Below are 18,658 nucleotides of genomic sequence, written 5' to 3'. Positions count from 1 at the left end.
GACAAATCCAGGTGAGAGTAGTGAGACCCCATCTGCGACCTCCTGTCCAACTCACTGAGAACGTTGGAAAGTCGCACTTCGTTTTTGAGTCCACCCGCCTACATACCAAAAACCGATAAGGATAATTATGAAAAATATCCCCTGAGCGTGCCCTAGAGGCGACAACAGTTCATATGCGTGCCGTTTAGCCCCGCTTCGATGGAAGCCGGGCCGTGGACCGGCGGGGGATGAGCGTGGGTGCGGAAACCCTGATCCTGTCGCTCACGGCGATCGGATCTTCCGTCAGCAAATCAAGCGCGACCGATGCGATCTGGTCGAAGGGCACCCGCAATGTGGTCAACGGCGTCGGCAGGTGGCTGACGATGGGGATGTCGTTGTACCCCACGATGGAGACGTCGCCCGGCACCGCATACCCCATTCTGGCAAGCGCCGACAGGGCGCCGATGGCCGTGTTGTCGTTGACCGCGAAAACGGCGGTGGGCTTGGGGTCCAAGCGCATCAAGGCCAAGGCCGCCTCCGCACCGGACTCAATGCCGAACGTTGACTCGACGATGTAGGCGGGATCCTGCGACACCCCGGCCTCGGCGAGCGCCTGCTTATATCCCTCAACGCGACCGTGCGCGCTGGATGCGTAAGAGGGACCGGCAATCAGGCCAATATGGCGGTGCCCTAGGTCCAGGAGATGCCGGGTGGCGAGATACCCACCCAGCATGTCATCCCCGACGGAGGACAGGCTGCGGCCGTCCGTGCGCAGGGCCAGGACATGAGGCACGCCACGCCGCGTCAGATCGTCCGGGAAGTCGTCATCCTGCCGGGCGGTGGACAAGACCAGGCCGTCAACCCCCCGCCGCAACAGGGTTTCCGCCGCCACCCTGTCGGCCTTGGGTCTGTCGTCCGTCGTCGCGACAATGGCGAAGCGTCCGGAACGGACGCAAGCCTTGGTGAGTGCCTCATAGAGCATCGCCATCGCCGTGTCCGTCAGGCGCGGCACGATCACGCCTATGGTCATCGTCTTTCCGCGCCGCAGGCTGGCGGCCGAGACATCACGGATATAGCCGAGACCGGCGGCCACCTGCCGGACCCGCCGGGCCGTTTCGCTGTCCGACTGCGGCAACCGCTCATCCAGGATGCGCGATACGGTGGACTTGGACACCCCTGCCGCCGCCGCCACGTCGTGCAAGGTCACACGCCCCGGGGTCCCCCGCGCCGGGCCGCCAGCCATATCTTCCTTTTCCATCAAGAGACTTCTCCCCGCCATCGACCTGATGCCACCGCGCAGGCCCCGCCCTGCCTTCTGTATGCCCCAAGATGGGGCTTGACTCCAGTAAGCTTTGGATCGATCGTGGGAACGTTCCCGCGATCGATCCCTAAACAGATGATGGGATGTCGCCTGAAACCGATAACTGTGAGGAAACCCATGAACGCGCCCATCTCCCGACAGGAGAAGTCTGCCTTTCGCACCCCCGTCATGGATTTGCGTGGCCTGAGCCCGGCCCCGGTGACGGCCTTCACCAAGGACGGCAAGGTGGATTACGAAGCCAACGCCGCGCTGGCGAAATGGCTGGTCTCCATCAATGGGGTGAAGAGCCTGGTTTGCCTGGGCCACGCCGGTGAAGGCACCTTCCTGACCCAGGATGAGCAGGTGAAACTCATTGAAACGCTGGTGGAGGCGGTGGGCGGCCAGGTTCCCATCATCGCCGGCATTACCGGCGAAGGCACCGAAGTGGCGGCGAAGGAAGCGCGCCGCGCCGCCGACGCCGGCGCCATCGGGGCGCTGGTCTACCCGTCCCATGGCTGGCTGCGTTTCGGCTTCCAGGACGGGGCGCCGCAGGATCGCTACAAGGCCATCCATGAAGAGTCCGGCCTTCAGTGCATTCTGTTCCAGTACCCCGACGTCACCAAGGCCAGCTACAACCTGAAGACCCAGTTGGAGATCGCCGCCCAGCCGGGCGTCGTTGCCACCAAGAACGGCGTGCGCAACATGCGTCGCTGGGACACGGAAATCCCCGTCCTGCGCAATGAGTTCCCCGATCTACAGATCCTCACCTGCCATGATGAGTACCTGCTGCACACCATGTTCGACGTGGACGGCGCGCTGGTCGGATACGGCAACGTGGCCCCCGAACTGCTGGTGGATTTCATCGCCGCGGGGAAGGCCAAGGACTATCCTAAGGCCCGGAAGATTCATGACCAGCTGCTGCCGGTCACCAAGGCCATCTATCATCGCGGGTCGCATATGGAGGGCACGGTGGCCCTGAAGATCGCGCTGGTCGCCCGCGGCATCCTGAAGAACGCGACGATCCGCTCCCCCCTCCGGGACTTGTCCCCTGAAGCGGAGGCTGAGATCAAGGCCGCGCTGAAGGCGGCGTCCATCATCTGATTTCGGCTGCAAGACACCCCAGACCCGCTGGGGTGTCTTGACCACCCATATAAAGACAATAAGACATGCCACACGCCCGGTACGCTGGGGCGGGAAGGCGTGCGTCCAGAGGGAGGGGTCAAATGGATATGATCTTGATGGACGACGCGAAGCGACGGAGCGCCACGTCCATGACCGAAGGTGCCCGCCTCATCGCCCGGTTGGAGCGCCTGCCGGTGACCAAGCCCGTCATGTGGGCGCGGGGATGCGTCGGCATGGCGACGTTCTTCGATGGGTACACGACCATCGCCATCGCCTACGCCATGCCCATCCTGTCGAAGGAATGGGCGCTGACGCCGGCGGCCACCGCCGCCATCATCTCCTCCGGATATTTCGGCCAGCTGATCGGCGCGGTCATCTTCGGCTGGCTGGCTGAGCGCCTGGGGCGCCTGCCCGTCCTGGCCATTGCCATCGCCATCTTCGCCGCCATGAGTTGCGCCTGCATCTTCGCCTGGGACGCGCACTCCCTCATGCTGTTCCGTTTCCTTCAAGGGATAGGAACAGGCGGCGAAGTTCCCGTGGCTAGCGCCTATGTCAACGAGTTGTCAGGTGCCAAGAAACGGGGGCGCTTCTTCCTGCTGTATGAGCTTCTGTTCCTGGTGGGCCTTACATCCGCCGGCGCTATCGGCCTGGTGCTGGTTCCGGAGGCCGGGTGGAAGGCCATGTTCATCGTCGGCATGGTGCCGGTCGCCCTGGTCATACCCTTGCGCTTCTTCCTGTCGGAAAGTCCGCGCTGGTTGATCGGCAAAGGGCGGCTGGCCCAAGCGGAGGCCATCGTGGCCCGCCTGGAGGCGAGCGCGATCCGCAGCGGCAAGGTTCTGCCGGAACCGGCCGTTCCCACGACGGTGATCGCTCCAAAGGCCCAGGGCTCGGTGAAGGAGCTATTCGGTCCACTCTATGGCCCGCGGACGCTGCTGCTGTGGGTCATGTGGTTCGGCGCCTATATGATCAACAACGGCTTGGTCACTTGGTTGCCGACCCTTTACAAGACGGTCTTCAACATGCCGGTCGGGCAGGCCATCGGTTATGGCTTCATCACCACCGGCGCCGCCTTGGTGGCCTCCTTCATCTGCGCCCTGGTCATCGATCGGGTCGGCCGCCGCCGCTGGTACATCGGTGCCCTGGCCTTCGCCGTCATCCCGCTGGCGGCGCTCTATCTGCAAGGGGCGAGCAACGCGCTGACCGTTCTGCTGCTCGCCACCCCCGCCTTCGCCGCCGTCCAGACCGTCACCTATTCCCTCTACCTCTACTCGGGCGAACTGTACCCGACGCGCCTGCGCTCCTTGGGGGCCGGCCTGGGCAGCGCCTGGCTGCGCGCCGGATCCATGGCGGGACCCTGGGTGATCGGCATGATCGTCGCCCAAGGCTCCGTGGCCCCCGTCTTCCTGGTCTTCGCTGTCGTATCGGCCTTCACAGGCTTGGCCGTGTGGCTGCGGGCGCCAGAGACGACCGGCAAGTCCCTGGAGACCCTGTCGCCCTAAAGCCGGGGCAAAGGCATCCGAACACACTTCGACATTTCAACGGAACTTCGCGCGAGACGAAGTCCGAAAGGGGAGGCTTTATCCATGAAAACGCTGGCGGCGCTGGTGGGGTGCATTGTCTTGGGCACCACCCCCGGTCTGGCTGAAACCATACCTGAAACCATGCAAGGAAAACCGGCTGCCACCGCTGAAGGTCAGGCGGCGCCGAACACTGAAACCGATCGTGCCCGCGTCATTCCCCAACTCCACATCCTCCCACCGCCCGGAAGCGGGTTCACGCCCCCTCCTCCCGACGGACCTTTCAGCGACATCGGCCAAGCCTTGGCCGACCGGGGCATTTACCTGCGCGCCCTGGTCGTGGATGAGTTCGCGGCCAACACCACGGGCGGCCAGGGACAGGGCAAGGCCAATTCACTGGCCACCCCCTTCGGCACCGACCTCGACCTCGATAAGATGGTCGGCTGGTCGGGCGCGACATTCCATATGTCGATCAATGACTCCATCGGCACATCCCTGGCCGCTGAGCATACCTTGAACGCCGTCAGCTTTCAGACGCGCTTCAAGACTTACCACAACATGCGCCTTTCCGCCCTATCGTTGGATCAGGACTTGTTTGACGGCAAGATCAACGTCACCGGCGGGCGCGTCTCGGCGCTGACCTTCTTTAACGCCTCAACCATCTACTGCAACTTCCAGAATAATTCCGTCTGCTTCAACCCCGCCGTCCTGCCGATCCAGAACAAGACCCTGTCCTTCTTTCCCTACGGCACCTGGGGCGGGCGGGTGAAGGCCAACCTGTCCAAGACCTTCTACGTCCAGGCGGGGGCGTTCGAAGCCAACACTTCCCTCATCCCCACCAACGGGTTTGACTGGTCGACCAAGGGCGGGACCGGCGTGCAAACCGCGGGGGAGATGGGCTTCCAGTCCGCATCACCCCTGGATGACCATGCCTATCACGTGCGCCTGGGCGGTTTCCGCAACACCTCCCCCGTCTCCGACCCGTTCCTCAACAGCCGCGGCGTGTCACGCATCGCCTACAAGGGCGCGGCGCTGGTCCATGACGAAGGCCAAACCGGCTGGTACGCCATGGGGGACATGGTCGTGGCCCGCTTCAGCGGGGACCGGCAGCGCAATCTGACGCTGTTCGGCGGCATGATCGGGTCAACCGCGGACTACACCCAATTCAAGAAGCAGACGTTGCTGGGCTTGGTGCTGACGGGGCCATTCGAAAGCCGACCGGACGACACCTTCGGTATCGTCGGCAGCTATATCCAATTGGGCCCGCGTGAGGTGGATTTCCTGCGCGCCTCGCGTGCCGTGGCCGGCGGCACGGATCCCGTGCACAACGCCGAAAGCATCTTTGAAATCAACTACGGCTACAAGGTCGCGCGCGGCATTAAGGTCAGCCCCAACATCCAGTACGTCCTGGACCCGGATAACATCCTGCGGCCCGGCGCCGTCCATCAGTCCAAGGACATCCTGGCGTTCGGCGTGCGCCTTTCGGTTGAGCTGGGCGCCGTGTTGGGTTTCCCCGTCTGGCGATAGGGCGCAGGCGCCGGCGTGCAGGCGGGATATGCCTGCACGCCGGGCTTGGTTCTTTATCGCGCGCATCCCCTCACCGTGGCGTCCATGCGGACGCGGCGGCCATGAAGGCGGCCGTTTCATCATGCGCCTCCTGGTTCTCGGGCGGGAAATAGCTGAGCTTGACGACCACGGTGCGGGTCGCGCGGTCGACGAAGATGTACTGGCCCTGCAGGCCGATCGCCTGGAAAGCGTGGTCGTTGGCGACCCACCATTGATAGCCGTAGCCCGGGCCGGGCCCGCCGGTGGCCTTGGTCGATTCCCGGACCCAGGCGGCGGGGACGATCTGATGGCCGTTGGCCTGGCCGTCCTGCAGCATCATCAGGCCGATGCGCGCGTAGTCGCGCGGCGTGGCGTTGAAGCCGGCGCCGTTGAACTCGCGGCCCACGCCGGGCGGCCCGTCCATGATGAAGAAGCCATCCCGCTCCGCCCCCAACGGTTCCCACAGGCGTTGGGCGGCATAGGCGGCGATGGTGCTGCCGCCGCTGACGCGTTCCAGCAGCCAGCCCAGAACCGCCGTGTCCAGGGTCTTGTACTGCCAGACCTCGCCCGGCGCATGCGCGCGCTTGACGGTCCGTGCCGCGTCGGCGAAGCGGACGACGTTCTCCACCAGGGCAAGTTCATGGTTTCGGGCGGCAATGCCCGGGTTGGCGAAGTCGTAACGCTCCTCATAATCGACGCCGGAACGCATCTGCAGGACCTGGCGGATGGTGGCGCCGTCATAGCCGCCGCCCTTCAGTTCCGGCAGGTACTGGGTGATCCTGTCATCCAGGGATTTGATGCGGCCCTCCTGCACCGCGCAGCCGATGAGGATGGACGTGATGGACTTGGTCATCGACCAACCCATGAGGCGCGTCGCCGCATCGGTGTTGTTGCGGTAAACCTCCGAGACGATGCGCCCGTCCTTCAGGATCAGCAGGGCGTTGGTGTAGGTGCGTTCCAGGAACTGGTCCGCCGTGTAGCGCTGGCCCTTGAAGGAATAGGTGAAGTCCAGCGCGTGGTCGGACCGCGGCAGTTCCCACACCGGGCCGGAGCGCGCGACGGTCCGGGTGGTGAACAGTTGGTCCATGTCCCGGAAGGTCAGCGCGTTGACGTCGGCGTCGTTCATCTTGCGGCGCAGATCCTGGATCGCGGGCGGCACCGTCGAGGCCGGCAGCGACGGGTCGGGGACCGGCGCTGGATAGGCCAGCACCCCGCACGGGGCCAGCAGGACCATGAGAGCGAGCACCCGGCCCCTTACTTTATCGACTTTCATCATTCCCCCCTGTTCATGGCGATGTCGCCGGAACGTGGCCGGCCTTCACAAGGCCTGGTTCGCGCGTCCGTACCGATAATGTTAAGGGGGGTGCGAAGGGCTGGCGGCTCCCAAATGGGATACGGGACGTCAGGGTACTGCTGCCGCCAGCCGGGGCGCGTCCGCCAGGCCGCCGCCTTGCGTCAGGCTGACGGCCAGCGACGCGCAAACCCGCCGCACCAATTCCGCCTGGCGGGGACAGCCCGCCTTGGCCAAGGCCCGCTTCAATTGAATGCGCGCCGTCCCTTCCGCGATCCCGCGCCGGTGCGCGTATTCCGCCACGGAAAGGCCATCGCACAGTCCGGCGGTCAGGCGGGCCTCGGCGGGAGACATGCCGAAAAGCCCGGCGATGGACGCGGGGGACAGGTTCAGGGGCCGCCCGGGCTCGCGCAGCAGCAACAGCACCGGGCGCGGCTGTCCCGGAACCTGGACCGGCGCCGGCGCCCATCGCGTGGCCATGGCCATGACCTGGACAACGGCGTCCCCTTCCATCCGCCCCAACGTCAGAAGAAGCGGCCGCTCTACGGCTTCCCCGGCGGCGCGCGCCAGCAGCCGGCGAAAGGGGATGGCGTCGGCGGGCAGGACAGCGCGGACATGGCCCGCGCTTTGCCGGATCACGGGGGAACCCGCAAGGATGGCGCGGGCCGACCCATTCGCCCATATCAGGCGCCCGCCGCCATTACAAAGGACGACGCCGGCGCCCAGCCGCTCACTGGCGTCCGCCAGCAGGTCGGCCTTCAGCGTCGCCATGTGCAACTGCTCACCCAGCGCGACGGCTTGGCGCAAGTGCGGCAGCAGCGTCACGGCCAGTGCCTCTTCTTCCGCGCCCATGGGCCGGGGGCAGTCAGCCGAGCGATGCAGCACCAGCGCCAGGAAGCGGCCGGGCGACAGTTCGATGATGCCGCTGAGGTTGGCGCCCAGGTTCAGCGCCCGCCGCCGGCGCTGAACCTCCCTCAGGTCAGCGGAGCCGGGCGGAAAAATATCCTCATCCCGCGTAACCGCAGCGTGGCGCGGCATGGGGTCACCGGCGCCGACGCGCAGCCGGGGATTGCTGTCGTTGTTGAAGACCCGGTCATGTTCGCGCCAGTGGGCCGATGAATAGGAATCCCTCACCGTCCAGACCGGATGAAAACGGCCATCCCGGTGGTCCAGCACTTGGACCACCGCGCTGAGGGCGGACATGCGGTCGCGCAACTGGTCCAGCACCACCGGCCATCGTTCTGGGGCGGACGGGCACGCATAGAGATCAAGCAGCAACTCGTGCATCGCCCTCCCCTATTCTTATCCTCCATAACCTTATGTCACGGTGGAAGTTTTGGATATGAGGATCGCGATGGGCGACTTGATCACCACCCCGGCATGCGCAGCACCGGCTTCACCGTCCGTCCGGCTTCGGCGTCGTGGATGGCCTGGTTGACCTCCGCCAGGGGGTAGAAGGTGATCAGCCGGTCGAAGGGAAACTGCCCGGCGAGGTACAGGTCGATCAGGGCCGGGATGAACTGGTGCGGGTCGGCGTCGCCCTCGACGATGCCGCGCACGCTGCGGCCGCCGCTCATCAGATGGCCGCCATCCACCGGCAGGGTTTGGCCAAAGGGCATGGCGCCCACCAGGCCGCAGACGCCGCGCGGCGCCAGGCAGCGGACGGCGTCGCCGACGACGGCCAGGCGGGCGGTGGTGTCCAGGGCGTAATCGACACCCACACCGCCTGTCAGTTCCATGATCCCGTCCACCACGGATGCGCGGGTGGGATTGAAGGCATGGGTGGCGCCCAGTTCCCGCGCCAAGTCCAGCCGGGCCTCCACCAAGTCGATGGCGATGATGGGGGCCGCCCCCATCACGCGGGCCGCCATCACGGCGCTGAGCCCCACGGCCCCGGTGCCGAAGACGGCCAGGGACCGGCCGCGCGCCACCCGCAGGGCGTTCATGACCGCGCCCGCCCCGGTCAGGACGCCACAGCCCAGCGGCCCCAGGATCTCCAGGGGCGCCGTCGCCGGCACCTTCACCACGTTGCGTTCAGGACACAACGCGTGGGTGGCGAAGGAGGATTGGCCGAAGACGTTGCCGCCCAGCACCCGCCCTTCCCCCGGCCAGCTCAGGCCGCTGCTGCCATCGGCGCGCCGACCGCTGAAGTTGCGGCCGAAGAAATCATGGCAATAGGCGGGAACATGGTCGTGGCAGGACGGGCAGACGCCACAGGAATTGAAGCTCATGACCACGCGGTCGCCCGGGGCGACGTAGGTGACGTCCGCCCCCACCCGCACGACGATGCCCGCCCCCTCATGCCCCAGCACCGCCGGCGGCGGTACCGGCAGCTCCTGGTCGCGCATGGCCATGTCGGTGTGGCAGACGCCGGTGGCCACCACCCGCACCAGCACCTCATCGGGACGGGGGTCCTCGATCTCCACGGTTTCCAGGGTCAGGGGGGCCTTGATGCCGTGGGCCACGGCGGCGGTGATCTGCATGGGTCGCTGCGTCCTTGGCAGGTCAGAAGGGATAGGCGGGGGCCTGGGGTTGGGTGGTGGTCCAGCGCCAGGTGGTGAACTCGTCCCAATTGGCGGGGCCGCTGATGCGGCTGCCGTTGCCGGAGGCCCCCATGCCGCCGAAGGGCGCCTGGGGTTCGGCCACCACGGTCTGGTCGTTGATGTGCAGGTGGCCGGTGCGCAGGCGGGCGCCCAGGCGGGCGGCCCGATCGACATTGGCGCCGATGACACCGGCGGCCAGGCCGTAGTTGCCGCGGTTGGCCAGATCCACCGCCTGGTCGTCGTCGGCGAAGGCCGTGACCACCGCCACCGGCCCGAAGATTTCCTCCTCGAAGGCCGGCATGCCGGGGGTGACACCGGTCAGCACGGTGGGGGCGTAGCAGCGGCCGTCATGCGTGCCGCCGGCCAGCAGCTTGGCGCCGGCCGCCACGCTGGCCTCGACGATGGCATGCACCCGGGCCACCTGGCCGGCGTCGATCAGCGGGCCGATGGCGACACCGTCCAGCGGGTCGCCCACCGGCAGGCCCCGTGCCTTGGCCACCAGGCGCTCCACCAGGGCGTCGTGCAGGCTGTGGTGCACCAGGATGCGGCCGGTGCTCATGCAGATCTGGCCCTGGTGCAGCCAGGCGCCCCAGGCGGCATTGCGGGCGGCCAGGTCGATGTCGGCATCCTCCAGGATGACCAGGGCGTTCTTGCCGCCCAGTTCCAACTGCACCTTCTTCAGGTGGCGCCCCGCCAGCTCCCCCACCGCGCGGCCGGCGCCGGTGGAGCCGGTGAAGGTGATCATGGCGATGTCGGGGTCGGCGCACATCGCCTGCCCCACCTCCGCCCCGCCGGGCAGGATGTGCAGCAATCCGGGGGGCAGGCCGGCGGCGGCGAAGGCCTGGGCGATGAGGAATCCGCCGGAGACGGGTGTGCGGGGATCGGGCTTCAGCACTACGGCATTGCCGGCGGCCAGGGCCGGCGCCACCGCGCGGATGGACAGGACCAGCGGGAAGTTGAAGGGGGAGATGACGCCCACCACGCCCAGGGGCACCCGCTCCGCCACGCTGGTGCGCGGCGGGGCCGAGGCCAGGATGTGGCCGCGGGGCTCCAGCGCCATGGCGGCGGCGTGGTGCAGGAAGCCCAGCGCGTGCTCATGCTCCACCTGCGCCTTGCCGCCGGCGGAGCCGCCCTCGCGCATCAGCCAGCGCACCACGACGTCGCCCATGGCGCCCATCACCCGCGCCGCGTCCTCCACCACCCGGGCGCGGGCCGCAGCGAGCAAGGCGGCCCAGGCCGGCTGGGCCGCCCGCGCGGCCTGGCCAGCGGCGCGGACATCCGCCGGATCCGCCCGCCCCACCAGGGTGAGGAGCCGGCCGGTCGCCGGCTCCGTCACCTCGATCACCCCGCCCCGAGCCGGGACCCAGGCGCCGGTGAAAATCCGCCCCTCGCCTGGGGCATCCCCGGACGTGTTCCATGGGCCATCAAGGTGGGCGTCAGATGCATCGGACACCAACTGCTTGGTCATTTCTTCTTTCCCGGGATCAGTATTTGTATTTCAGGGTGGCGAACCACTGGGCCGGCGGGCTGTAGGTGCCGAAGATGACGCCGGCGGCGTCGTTCTCGTTGCCGGTTGTCAGGTAGCGGTCGTTGGTGATGTTGCTGCCGCCCACCGTGGCCTGCCAGCGTTCGTCCGCCGTGGTGTAGGTGACGGAGGCGTTGACCACGTTGGTCGACTGCCGCTCCAGCAGTGCGGTGTTGGCGGTGTCGTTGTACATGGGATTGGTGTGGGTATAGTCGACGGTGACCCGCAGGCTGGCGCCGTTGGCCAAGCCAACCGTGTAGGCCGGGCTGACGCTGAACTTCAGGTCCGGCGTCTTGGGCAGGCGGCTGTCCAATGTCACGCCCACCACACGGGGATCGACGCTGGTGTAGCGGGCGTGCAGGTAACCCAGCGTGCCGTCCAGGGTGAAGCCGCCGCCCAGCAGGGCCTGCGCCTCCACCTCACCGCCCCAGATCTCGGCGTCGCCGGCGTTGTGCAGGGTGGGCGACACCCCTTCCTGGAAGTTCAGCTGGATGCCGGTGTAGTCGGTGTGGAAACCCGCCACGTTCAGGCGCAGGCGCCGGTCCAGCAGTTCCGACTTCACGCCCAATTCCACCGTTTCCGCCTTTTCCGGACCGAAGCCGGGGGCGGTGCCGAGCGGGTTGGACAGGCGCGTGGTCCAGCTGCCCGACTTGAAGCCCTTGGACCAGGACGTGTAGGCCATGACGTCGTCGGTCAGGTGGTACTCCGCCCCCAGCCGGGGCGTGAAGATGTAGAAGTCCTTGGTGTTGACGCCGGCGGGGTAGTAGCGCAGCGGCTCCCCCGCCACGGGGAAGCCCAGGGCCGCCCGGCAGGCCTCCGACACCGGATAGCAGCCGGAAATCTTGTAGTTCAGGCCGTTCAGGTCGGACTGGAAGCCCTCGAACGTCTTGTGTTCCCAGGTGTAGCGGCCGCCCAGCGTCAGGCCGATGCGGTCGGTCAGCTGATAGTTCAGATGGGTGTAGGCGGCGACCGAGGTGGTATCCAGCTTGTTGGGCCCGTCCAGTTGCAGCAGACCTTCGTCGAAGGTGACGTAGTCGTGCAGGTTGCCGCCCTCATTGAAGAAATAGAGGCCGTTGACGAAGTGCAGGCGGCCGTCCAGTGCCTTGCCCGTCAGCTGGAATTCCTGCGAGGTCTGGTGTTGGTCCATGCTGAACGACAGCTCGGCGATGGTGAGCGGCGAGCCATCGGCGTCCAGCCCCGTGCGCCACAGCAGGCGGCGATAGGCGGTGATGGACTTCAGGTCCAGATCCTCGCCCAGCTCCCAGTCCAGGGTGTTGGCGATGCCGTAGGATTGCAGGCGGGAGAAGCTGAGGCCGTTGCCGTAGGTCTTGTCGATATCGCCCGTCAGGAACTGGTTGCCGAAGGTCAGGCGCGGACCCGTGGTCAGGGCGGTGCCCACCACCGCTCGGGGCACGGTGCACAGGTTGGTGAAATTAGGGTTGCCGCCCACGCCGCTGATCGCGTTCAGGGTCGCCACCGGTAGGGTGACGCAGGCGTTGTAAAGGGCCGACAGGCCGCCGCCCGTCACCGTGCCCAGCAGGCTGTTGGCCGTGGCCGACTGGTCCTCCTGCGTGTAGTCGGCGACCAGCGTGTCGGTGACGGGGCCAGACCCCTTCCAATAAAGTTTGGCCCGCACCGTCTGGCTGTTCTGCCCGCCCTGGGTGTCGGAGGTGCCGTTGCCGGAACGGGAGAAGGCGGCCGCGTCGGTCACCGTGCCCGCCGCCCCGGGATAGGGCACCACCTGCTGATAGCCATCCCGTTTCTTGGAGGAGACGGTGATGGTGCTGAACAGGGTGTCGGTCAGGGGGATATCGGCGGAGGCGCCGACGTCGATGCGGTTGAAGCTGCCGCCGGTGATGGCCGCCGTGGCGTGATACTGCTCCGACGGTTGGCGGGTGACGATGCTGATGGCGCCGCCGATGGTGTTGCGGCCGAACAGCGTGCCCTGCGGGCCCTTCAGCACCTCGATATGGTCGACGTCCATCAGGTCGCTGTTGGCGCCCACGGTGCGCGCCAGATAGACGCCGTCGACGTAGACGCCCACACCAGGGTCCAGGTTGAAGGCGAAGTCATCCTGGCCGATGCCACGGATGGAGGCGGAAAGGACGGAGGTGGAGCCGGAAAAGGGCGAGCCTGCGTCCAGGGTGACGTTGGGGGCCAGGCCGCCAATGCGTTGGACATCGTCGATGCCTTTGCCCTCCAGCGCGGCGGCGGAAAAGCTGGAGACGGCGATGGGCACGTCCTGCACATTTTCCGCCCGCTTCTGCGCGGTCACAATCACGTCCTGCAACTGGTCGACTACAGGGGGCGTTTCCGCCGCCAGGGCCGCCGGCGCCACCACCAGGGCCGAGACGCCGGCCAGCAGGCCCCAGCGCCGCAAGCCCGGCACATGCATGGCTATCCTCATCCTCATCACCTCCCGTTCCTGCCCAGGCCTTGGAAACCGGCCCGGTTATCGATGACGAAGAAGAACACGGGGTGCCGCACCGGATCTTGGAACGGAGCGAAGGGGATTTGACGCGAGGCGAAGGGAAAGACGGGCGGTTCACAGTGGGCCGCGATAGTCCCCCCAGGCGACACGTAGCGCAGCGCGCGGATCGCCCTCCTCCCGATCCGTCGTGTCGATGATACGCGTCAGGCGGGTGCCCGCGTCGTATGTCGGCCAGCCGGGCGATATGCCGTCAGCGAAGTTCAGAAAGGCGCCTTGGAAGCGCTGGCTGACCCGCTTGGACGTCTGGCGGCAGAACAGGTCGAGGCGACCCAAATCCCCCTCCCCCGTCGTGCCGAACAGCAACGGCAGATCCAGCGCGTGGGTGGCGCCGCCAAACATCAGGCGGGCCAAGGGCGTCGCATAGTCGATGCGGTACATCCAGGTGTCAGCGACGTCCGCGTGCCCTTCGGCGATCAGGACGGACGGCGCCCAGAAGATGAAGTCGCCCCCCATGTCGATCGCCGACCGGCGGGAGGGGTAGCCGCGATAGGCCGGGGCCACGCGGCCCCGCACGGCCGGGTCCGTGGCCTGGAACATGGCGTCCAGCCGGTTCACGCGGCTGGGCAGCAGGGGCAGTCCCTTGTCGAGGATCGCCCCCTCGCGCGCCATGGTGCCGATGACCAGCGGTATGGGGTGGGCCTTTCCCTGGCGGAACGCGTCCACCGGATGCCAAGGCAGGAAATCGCCGTCGATGACCGGTGAGGTCGCCAGGACGCCGGGGTAGGCGTCCGGTCCCTTGTCAAAGAACAGGTGGAAAGACGCCTCCACCAGCCGGTCGGCGGGCAGATGACGCAGAGTCTGCCCCACGGCCGCCATGTCCGTATGATCGATCTCCAACGCGGCCAACAGGTCGCGCGCCAGACCGGCATGCCGCTGCGGGCCGTAGGCGCACTGGGCGGCCGGACTCATCACGAAGGCGCGGTGGAACAGGCCGGCGGCGACGGGCGCGCACATGAGGCACAGCACTGACATGGCACCCGCCGAATGGCCGGCCAGGGTCACGTTGGCCGGGTCCCCGCCGAAGGCGGCGATGTTCCGTTTCACCCACGCCAGGGCGGCCACCTGGTCACGCAGGCCCACGTTGCTGTCCAGGGGGCCGGCGGGCGTGGACCAAGCACTGAAGTCGCTGAAGCCGAAGACGCCGACCCGGTAGTTCAGGCTGACGAAGATGACGTCGCCGTCCTTGACGATGCGGTCACCGCGATAGAGCGGGCCGCGCGAACCACCCAGGGCGAAGGCGCCACCGTAAAGCCAGACCACCACGGGGCGGGGCGCCCTGGCGGGCGCGAGGGGTGCCGTGATGTTGAGGGTCAGGCAATCCTCGGACATGGGCGTCGTGTCGCCGGCGCCGCCCATGTGTTCGAACCCGCGCCGCTGCATGGGAATGGGGCCGAACTCATGCGCGGCCCGGACGCCCCGCCATGGCACAACGGGGCGCGGCGCGCGCAAGCGCAACTCCCCCACCGGCGGTGCCGCGTACGGGATCCCGCGCCAGGCCCTCACCCCGTCCTCGACCATGCCGAGGACGTCACCCCCTTCCGTCCGTACCCGAAGGGTGTCCGTCTGATCCATCGCCAACATCCGAGTCCCCTTGGCCAACGCACCGCATGTGGGCCCTGAGCGGGCCGCCGGACGCAGCTAACCATGCGCGTGGGCGGGAGTTCTTGGCACTGGGCGAAAGGAACTTGGCGTGGGGCGAAAAGACGTGCCCGCCAGCCTTGCGGCGACATTTTCGCCATCACAATTGTTGTGTCATATAACAATCATGGCTATGCTGACGACAAGCAGCGTTCCGGTGGGCAAGCGGCCCATTCTGCGGACGTCCGAAACAGGGAGGAAAAAGAGCCATGGGCCTCATGGAGCGCTTTTCCGTGGACACCATCGCGCCGGAACAGCGGCGGGCGTGCTGGAACGACATCGTCGCCCAGGCCTTTCCGAACGTGGCCGTCGACCCCCGGGACGATGGCTTCACCGCCCATCTCGTCCGCCAGCCCCTCGGGCGGCTGGACTTCGCCTATGTCAATTCCAGCCCGGCCAAGGTGTGCCGCCTGCCGCAGGGCCGCCCGCACGCGGCGGAGGAGCCCTATTTCAAGATCCACGCCCAACACCGGGGCAGCAGCCTCAACCGTCAAGGGGGGCGCGAGGCTTGGCTGAACGACGGCGACTGGACGCTGTGCGACAGCCGCAGCCCCTATTCCATCGCCTTCGCCGACACCAACCAGATGCTGGTGGTGAAGCTGCCGCAGTCGCTGCTGACCCGGCGGGTGGCCGATCCGGAACGCCTGGTCGGGGTGCGCATGGGGGCCGACCGGCCGGAATCCCGTATGCTGCTGTCGCTGCTGCGCTCCCTGGCGCCGCAGGCCGATCTGCCGACGGAACCGGGCTGGACCGGCGCCGTGGCGGACATCCTGCTGGACGTGGTGGCCTTGGCCTGCCGCGGCGACGCCGCGTGTGAGCCGGCGTCGGACGGCGACGGCGTTCCGGCCCGGGGCGCGCTGGCCCACTGGACCCGGCAGGTGCGGGGGCATGTGGACGCCCATTTGCGCGACCCCTGCCTGAACAGCGCCCGCATCGCAACGGCGCTGGGCATCTCATCCCGCTATGTGCAGATGGCGTTCGCCAGCCTCGGCACCACCGCAACCGCCTACATCCTGGCGCGGCGCCTGGAATTGGCTGCCGCCACGCTGCGACAGGCGCGTGATGCCGCCGGCGGCACCATCAGCGACATCGCCTACGATGTCGGCTTCAACGATCTGTCCCACTTCAGCCGCAGCTTTCGCGCCCATTTCGGCGTCAGCCCCCGCGCCTACCGCGCGGGCCGGTTCGCCGCCTGACCCCATTATCGAACTAACCAACCCAAGAGGGGTCGTGCGACCCCGTGACAGGAAAACAGGACCATGACTGCCGATACCGTTGCTTACCATGTCGCCGATGGCATCGCCTGGGTGCGCTTCAACCGGCCGGACAAGCGCAACTGCATGAACCCCGCCCTGAACCGCCGCATGATGGAAGTGCTGGACGAGTTGGAGTTCCGCGACGACGTCGGTGTGCTGGTCCTGTCGGGTGAGGGCAGTGCCTGGTCGGCCGGCATGGACCTGAAGGAATATTTCCGCGAGACGGAGGCCAAGGGCCTGGGCGCCGTGCGCCAGTCGCAGCGGGAAAGCTATGGCTGGTGGCGGGCCCTGCGCTGGTATCAGAAACCGACCATCGCCATGGTCAACGGCTGGTGCTTCGGCGGCGGCTACGGCCCGCTGTACGCCTGTGACCTGGCCATCGCCGCGGAGGAGGCCAAGTTCGCCCTGTCGGAGATCAACTGGGGCATCCTGCCCGGCGGCGGCGCGACCAAGGTGGTGGTCGACCTGATGCCCCTGCGGGACGCCATGTACCATGCCCTGACCGGCGAGCTGATCGACGGCAGGAAGGCCGCCGAATGGCGCCTGGTGAACGAGGCGGTGCCATTGGACCAATTGCAGGAGCGGGTGACGCAGGTGGCCCGGATGCTGCTGGAAAAGAATCCGGCGGCGCTGAAGGCCACGAAGGACGCGGTGCGCCGGGTCAAGGAGATGACCTACGATAATGCCGAGGACTATCTGGTCCGCGCGCAGGAGGCGGCCAATTTCCATGACAACACCGGCCGCAAGGAAGGCATCCGCCAGTTCATCGACGAGAAAAGCTACAAGCCCGGCCTGGGCGCCTACCGGCGGGGATAAGGGCGCCGCCCCTTCCCCATCCATCCCCCCCTCGGCAACCGCGAAGCCCGCCGCCATGATCGTGCCCTCCTCCTTCCTGCCCGCACCGGACCCGGTCGCCTTCCAGGCGGCGGCGCAGCCGGACACGCTGGCCCTGGCCGACCTGACCAGTGGCCGGCGGTACACCTATGCCGCGCTGGACCAGGCGGTGAATCGCTGCGCCGCCTGGCTGGCGGCGACGCTGGGCGCCCCCGCCGGCCAGCGCGTCGCCGTCCTGGGCCGCAACGACGCGGCCATGATCGTGCTGCACCTGGCCGGCGCGCGGCTGGGGTCCATCTTCGCGCCGCTGAACTGGCGCCTCACCGTGCCGGAACTGGCATTCCAGGTGCAGGACGCCGAACCCGCCCTGTTGCTGGCCGATGCCGAGTTCCTGGAGACAGCCCGCCGGGCGGCGGATGGCACGGGGACGCGGGTCATGACCCTGGCGTCGGCCGAAGCCGATTGGGACCAGGCCGTTCCCGTCCGCCCGGCCGGCCGGCCCCATGCCGACGCGCCCAGCACCCTGCTCTACACCTCCGGCACGTCCGGCCGGCCGAAGGGCGCCCTGCTGACGGAAACCAACCTGTTCTTCACCACCATCAATTTCGGGCTGATGAACAGGATCAGCGGCGGATCCGTCGTGCTGTGCGACATGCCGCTGTTCCATGTGGTGGGGCTGGTGTCGCTGGCGCGGACGCCGCTGACCCACGGCGGCACGCTGCTGGTGTCCCGGGGGTTCGAGCCGGCGGCGACCCTGACCCGGCTGGCCGACCCGGCCCTGGGCGTCACCCACTACATGTGCGTGCCGCAGATGGCCCAGACGCTGCGCCAGCATCCCGACTATGACGCGGCGCGGCTGCGGCGGCTGGTGGCCCTGTGCACCGGCGGCGCGCCCATGCCGGCCGCCCTGATCCAGCGCTTCTGCGACGATGGCATCACCATCGCCGACGGCTACGGCATGAGCGAGGCGGGGACGGTCCTGGGCATGCCCCTGGGCGATCGGAACCGCATCGCCGCCAAGGCGGGGTCGGCCGGCATTCCCGGCCCCACGGTGCGCCTGCGCCTGGTGGACGACGAAGGGCGGGACGTGCCCGATGGCCAGGTGGGGGAGGTGTGGATCAGCGGCCCGAACCTGTCGGCCGGATACTGGCGCCGTCCGGAACTGCCCACGCTGGCGCACCTGGGCGGCTGGCTGCGCACCGGCGATGCTGCCCGGCGGGACGCCGACGGCTACTACTACCTGGTGGACCGCAAGAAGGACATGTTCATCTCCGGCGGGGAAAACGTCTATCCGGCGGAGGTGGAGGCGGCGGTCATGGAACTGGACTGCGTGGCCGAGGTCGCGGTCATCGGCGTGCCGGACGAGCGCTGGGGGGAGGCCGGCTGGGCCTATGTCGTGGTCCGGGCCGGACAGACCGTGACGCCGGAGCAGGTGCTGGCCCACCTGGATGGCCGCATCGCCCGCTACAAGCGTCCCCAGCGGGTGCTGATCGTCGAAAGCCTGCCCCGCACCGGATCCGGCAAGGTGCAGAAGCATGTGCTGCGGCAGCAGGCGGCAGCGGATTGAACAAGGAAATGGCTGGCGGCCCTATGACGGACCGCCAGCCTGCCCCTCAC

13 protein-coding genes are annotated in these 18,658 nt (G+C 67.6%); 6 read left to right on the top strand and 7 right to left on the bottom strand.

Annotated features, from left to right (window positions below; genetic code table 11):
* Positions 1–184: 184 nt before the first annotated feature.
* Positions 185–1,171: a LacI family DNA-binding transcriptional regulator gene (locus tag FBZ88_RS06810; protein WP_425465779.1), complete on the bottom strand. Its 987-nt coding sequence runs from the start codon at positions 1,169–1,171 to the stop codon at positions 185–187.
* Between the two features lie 246 nt (positions 1,172–1,417).
* On the opposite strand from FBZ88_RS06810, the gene FBZ88_RS06805 reads away from it, so the two are divergent.
* The 3 genes from FBZ88_RS06805 (at position 1,418) to FBZ88_RS06795 (ending at position 5,445) form a co-directional block, all read left to right on the top strand.
* Complete coding sequence (locus FBZ88_RS06805) at positions 1,418–2,380, top strand: dihydrodipicolinate synthase family protein (protein ID WP_211102560.1); 963 nt, start codon at positions 1,418–1,420, stop codon at positions 2,378–2,380.
* Between the two features lie 122 nt (positions 2,381–2,502).
* Positions 2,503–3,900, top strand: a complete 1,398-nt coding sequence (locus tag FBZ88_RS06800) for an MFS transporter (RefSeq protein ID WP_246138543.1) — start codon at positions 2,503–2,505, stop codon at positions 3,898–3,900.
* A 321-nt stretch (positions 3,901–4,221) separates the two neighbouring features.
* Positions 4,222–5,445, top strand: a complete 1,224-nt coding sequence (locus FBZ88_RS06795) for a carbohydrate porin (protein WP_186464247.1) — start codon at positions 4,222–4,224, stop codon at positions 5,443–5,445.
* Between the two features lie 70 nt (positions 5,446–5,515).
* Here the strand turns inward: FBZ88_RS06795 and FBZ88_RS06790 are convergent, their stop codons facing one another.
* The 6 genes from FBZ88_RS06790 to FBZ88_RS06765 all read right to left on the bottom strand — a co-directional run bounded on the left by FBZ88_RS06790 (position 5,516) and on the right by FBZ88_RS06765 (position 14,885).
* Positions 5,516–6,739 carry a serine hydrolase domain-containing protein gene (locus tag FBZ88_RS06790; protein WP_211102559.1) on the bottom strand — a complete coding sequence of 408 codons (1,224 nt, stop codon included), beginning with the start codon at positions 6,737–6,739 and terminating at the stop codon, positions 5,516–5,518.
* A 126-nt stretch (positions 6,740–6,865) separates the two neighbouring features.
* Positions 6,866–8,041: a helix-turn-helix transcriptional regulator gene (locus tag FBZ88_RS06785; RefSeq protein WP_145615990.1), complete on the bottom strand. Its 1,176-nt coding sequence runs from the start codon at positions 8,039–8,041 to the stop codon at positions 6,866–6,868.
* 80 nt (positions 8,042–8,121) lie between these two features.
* Positions 8,122–9,237, bottom strand: a complete 1,116-nt coding sequence (locus FBZ88_RS06780; protein ID WP_088875554.1) for an NAD(P)-dependent alcohol dehydrogenase — start codon at positions 9,235–9,237, stop codon at positions 8,122–8,124.
* 22 nt (positions 9,238–9,259) lie between these two features.
* The gene (locus tag FBZ88_RS06775) at positions 9,260–10,765 is read right to left on the bottom strand and encodes a benzaldehyde dehydrogenase (protein WP_088875555.1); all 1,506 of its coding nucleotides are present in this window, start codon (positions 10,763–10,765) and stop codon (positions 9,260–9,262) included.
* 16 nt (positions 10,766–10,781) lie between these two features.
* Positions 10,782–13,229 (bottom strand): TonB-dependent receptor, encoded by a 2,448-nt coding sequence (locus FBZ88_RS06770; protein WP_211098808.1) that lies wholly within the window; start codon positions 13,227–13,229, stop codon positions 10,782–10,784.
* Positions 13,230–13,367: 138 nt separating this feature from the next.
* The gene (locus tag FBZ88_RS06765) at positions 13,368–14,885 is read right to left on the bottom strand and encodes a carboxylesterase/lipase family protein (RefSeq protein ID WP_211098809.1); all 1,518 of its coding nucleotides are present in this window, start codon (positions 14,883–14,885) and stop codon (positions 13,368–13,370) included.
* 275 nt (positions 14,886–15,160) lie between these two features.
* Here FBZ88_RS06765 and FBZ88_RS06760 point away from each other — a divergent pair, with 275 nt between their 5' ends.
* The 3 genes from FBZ88_RS06760 to FBZ88_RS06750 all read left to right on the top strand — a co-directional run bounded on the left by FBZ88_RS06760 (position 15,161) and on the right by FBZ88_RS06750 (position 18,608).
* On the top strand, positions 15,161–16,147 hold the full coding sequence (locus FBZ88_RS06760) for an AraC-like ligand-binding domain-containing protein (protein WP_088875557.1): 987 nt from the start codon (positions 15,161–15,163) through the stop codon (positions 16,145–16,147).
* 63 nt (positions 16,148–16,210) lie between these two features.
* Positions 16,211–17,023, top strand: a complete 813-nt coding sequence (locus FBZ88_RS06755) for a p-hydroxycinnamoyl CoA hydratase/lyase (RefSeq protein WP_145615989.1) — start codon at positions 16,211–16,213, stop codon at positions 17,021–17,023.
* A 55-nt stretch (positions 17,024–17,078) separates the two neighbouring features.
* Complete coding sequence (locus FBZ88_RS06750) at positions 17,079–18,608, top strand: AMP-binding protein (RefSeq protein ID WP_186464246.1); 1,530 nt, start codon at positions 17,079–17,081, stop codon at positions 18,606–18,608.
* Positions 18,609–18,658: the final 50 nt, after the last annotated feature.

The sequence above is a fragment of the Nitrospirillum bahiense genome (genome assembly GCF_007828025.1).
GTDB classification, from domain to species: domain Bacteria; phylum Pseudomonadota; class Alphaproteobacteria; order Azospirillales; family Azospirillaceae; genus Nitrospirillum; species Nitrospirillum amazonense.
This window is presented reverse-complemented; position numbering and strand designations above follow the sequence as displayed.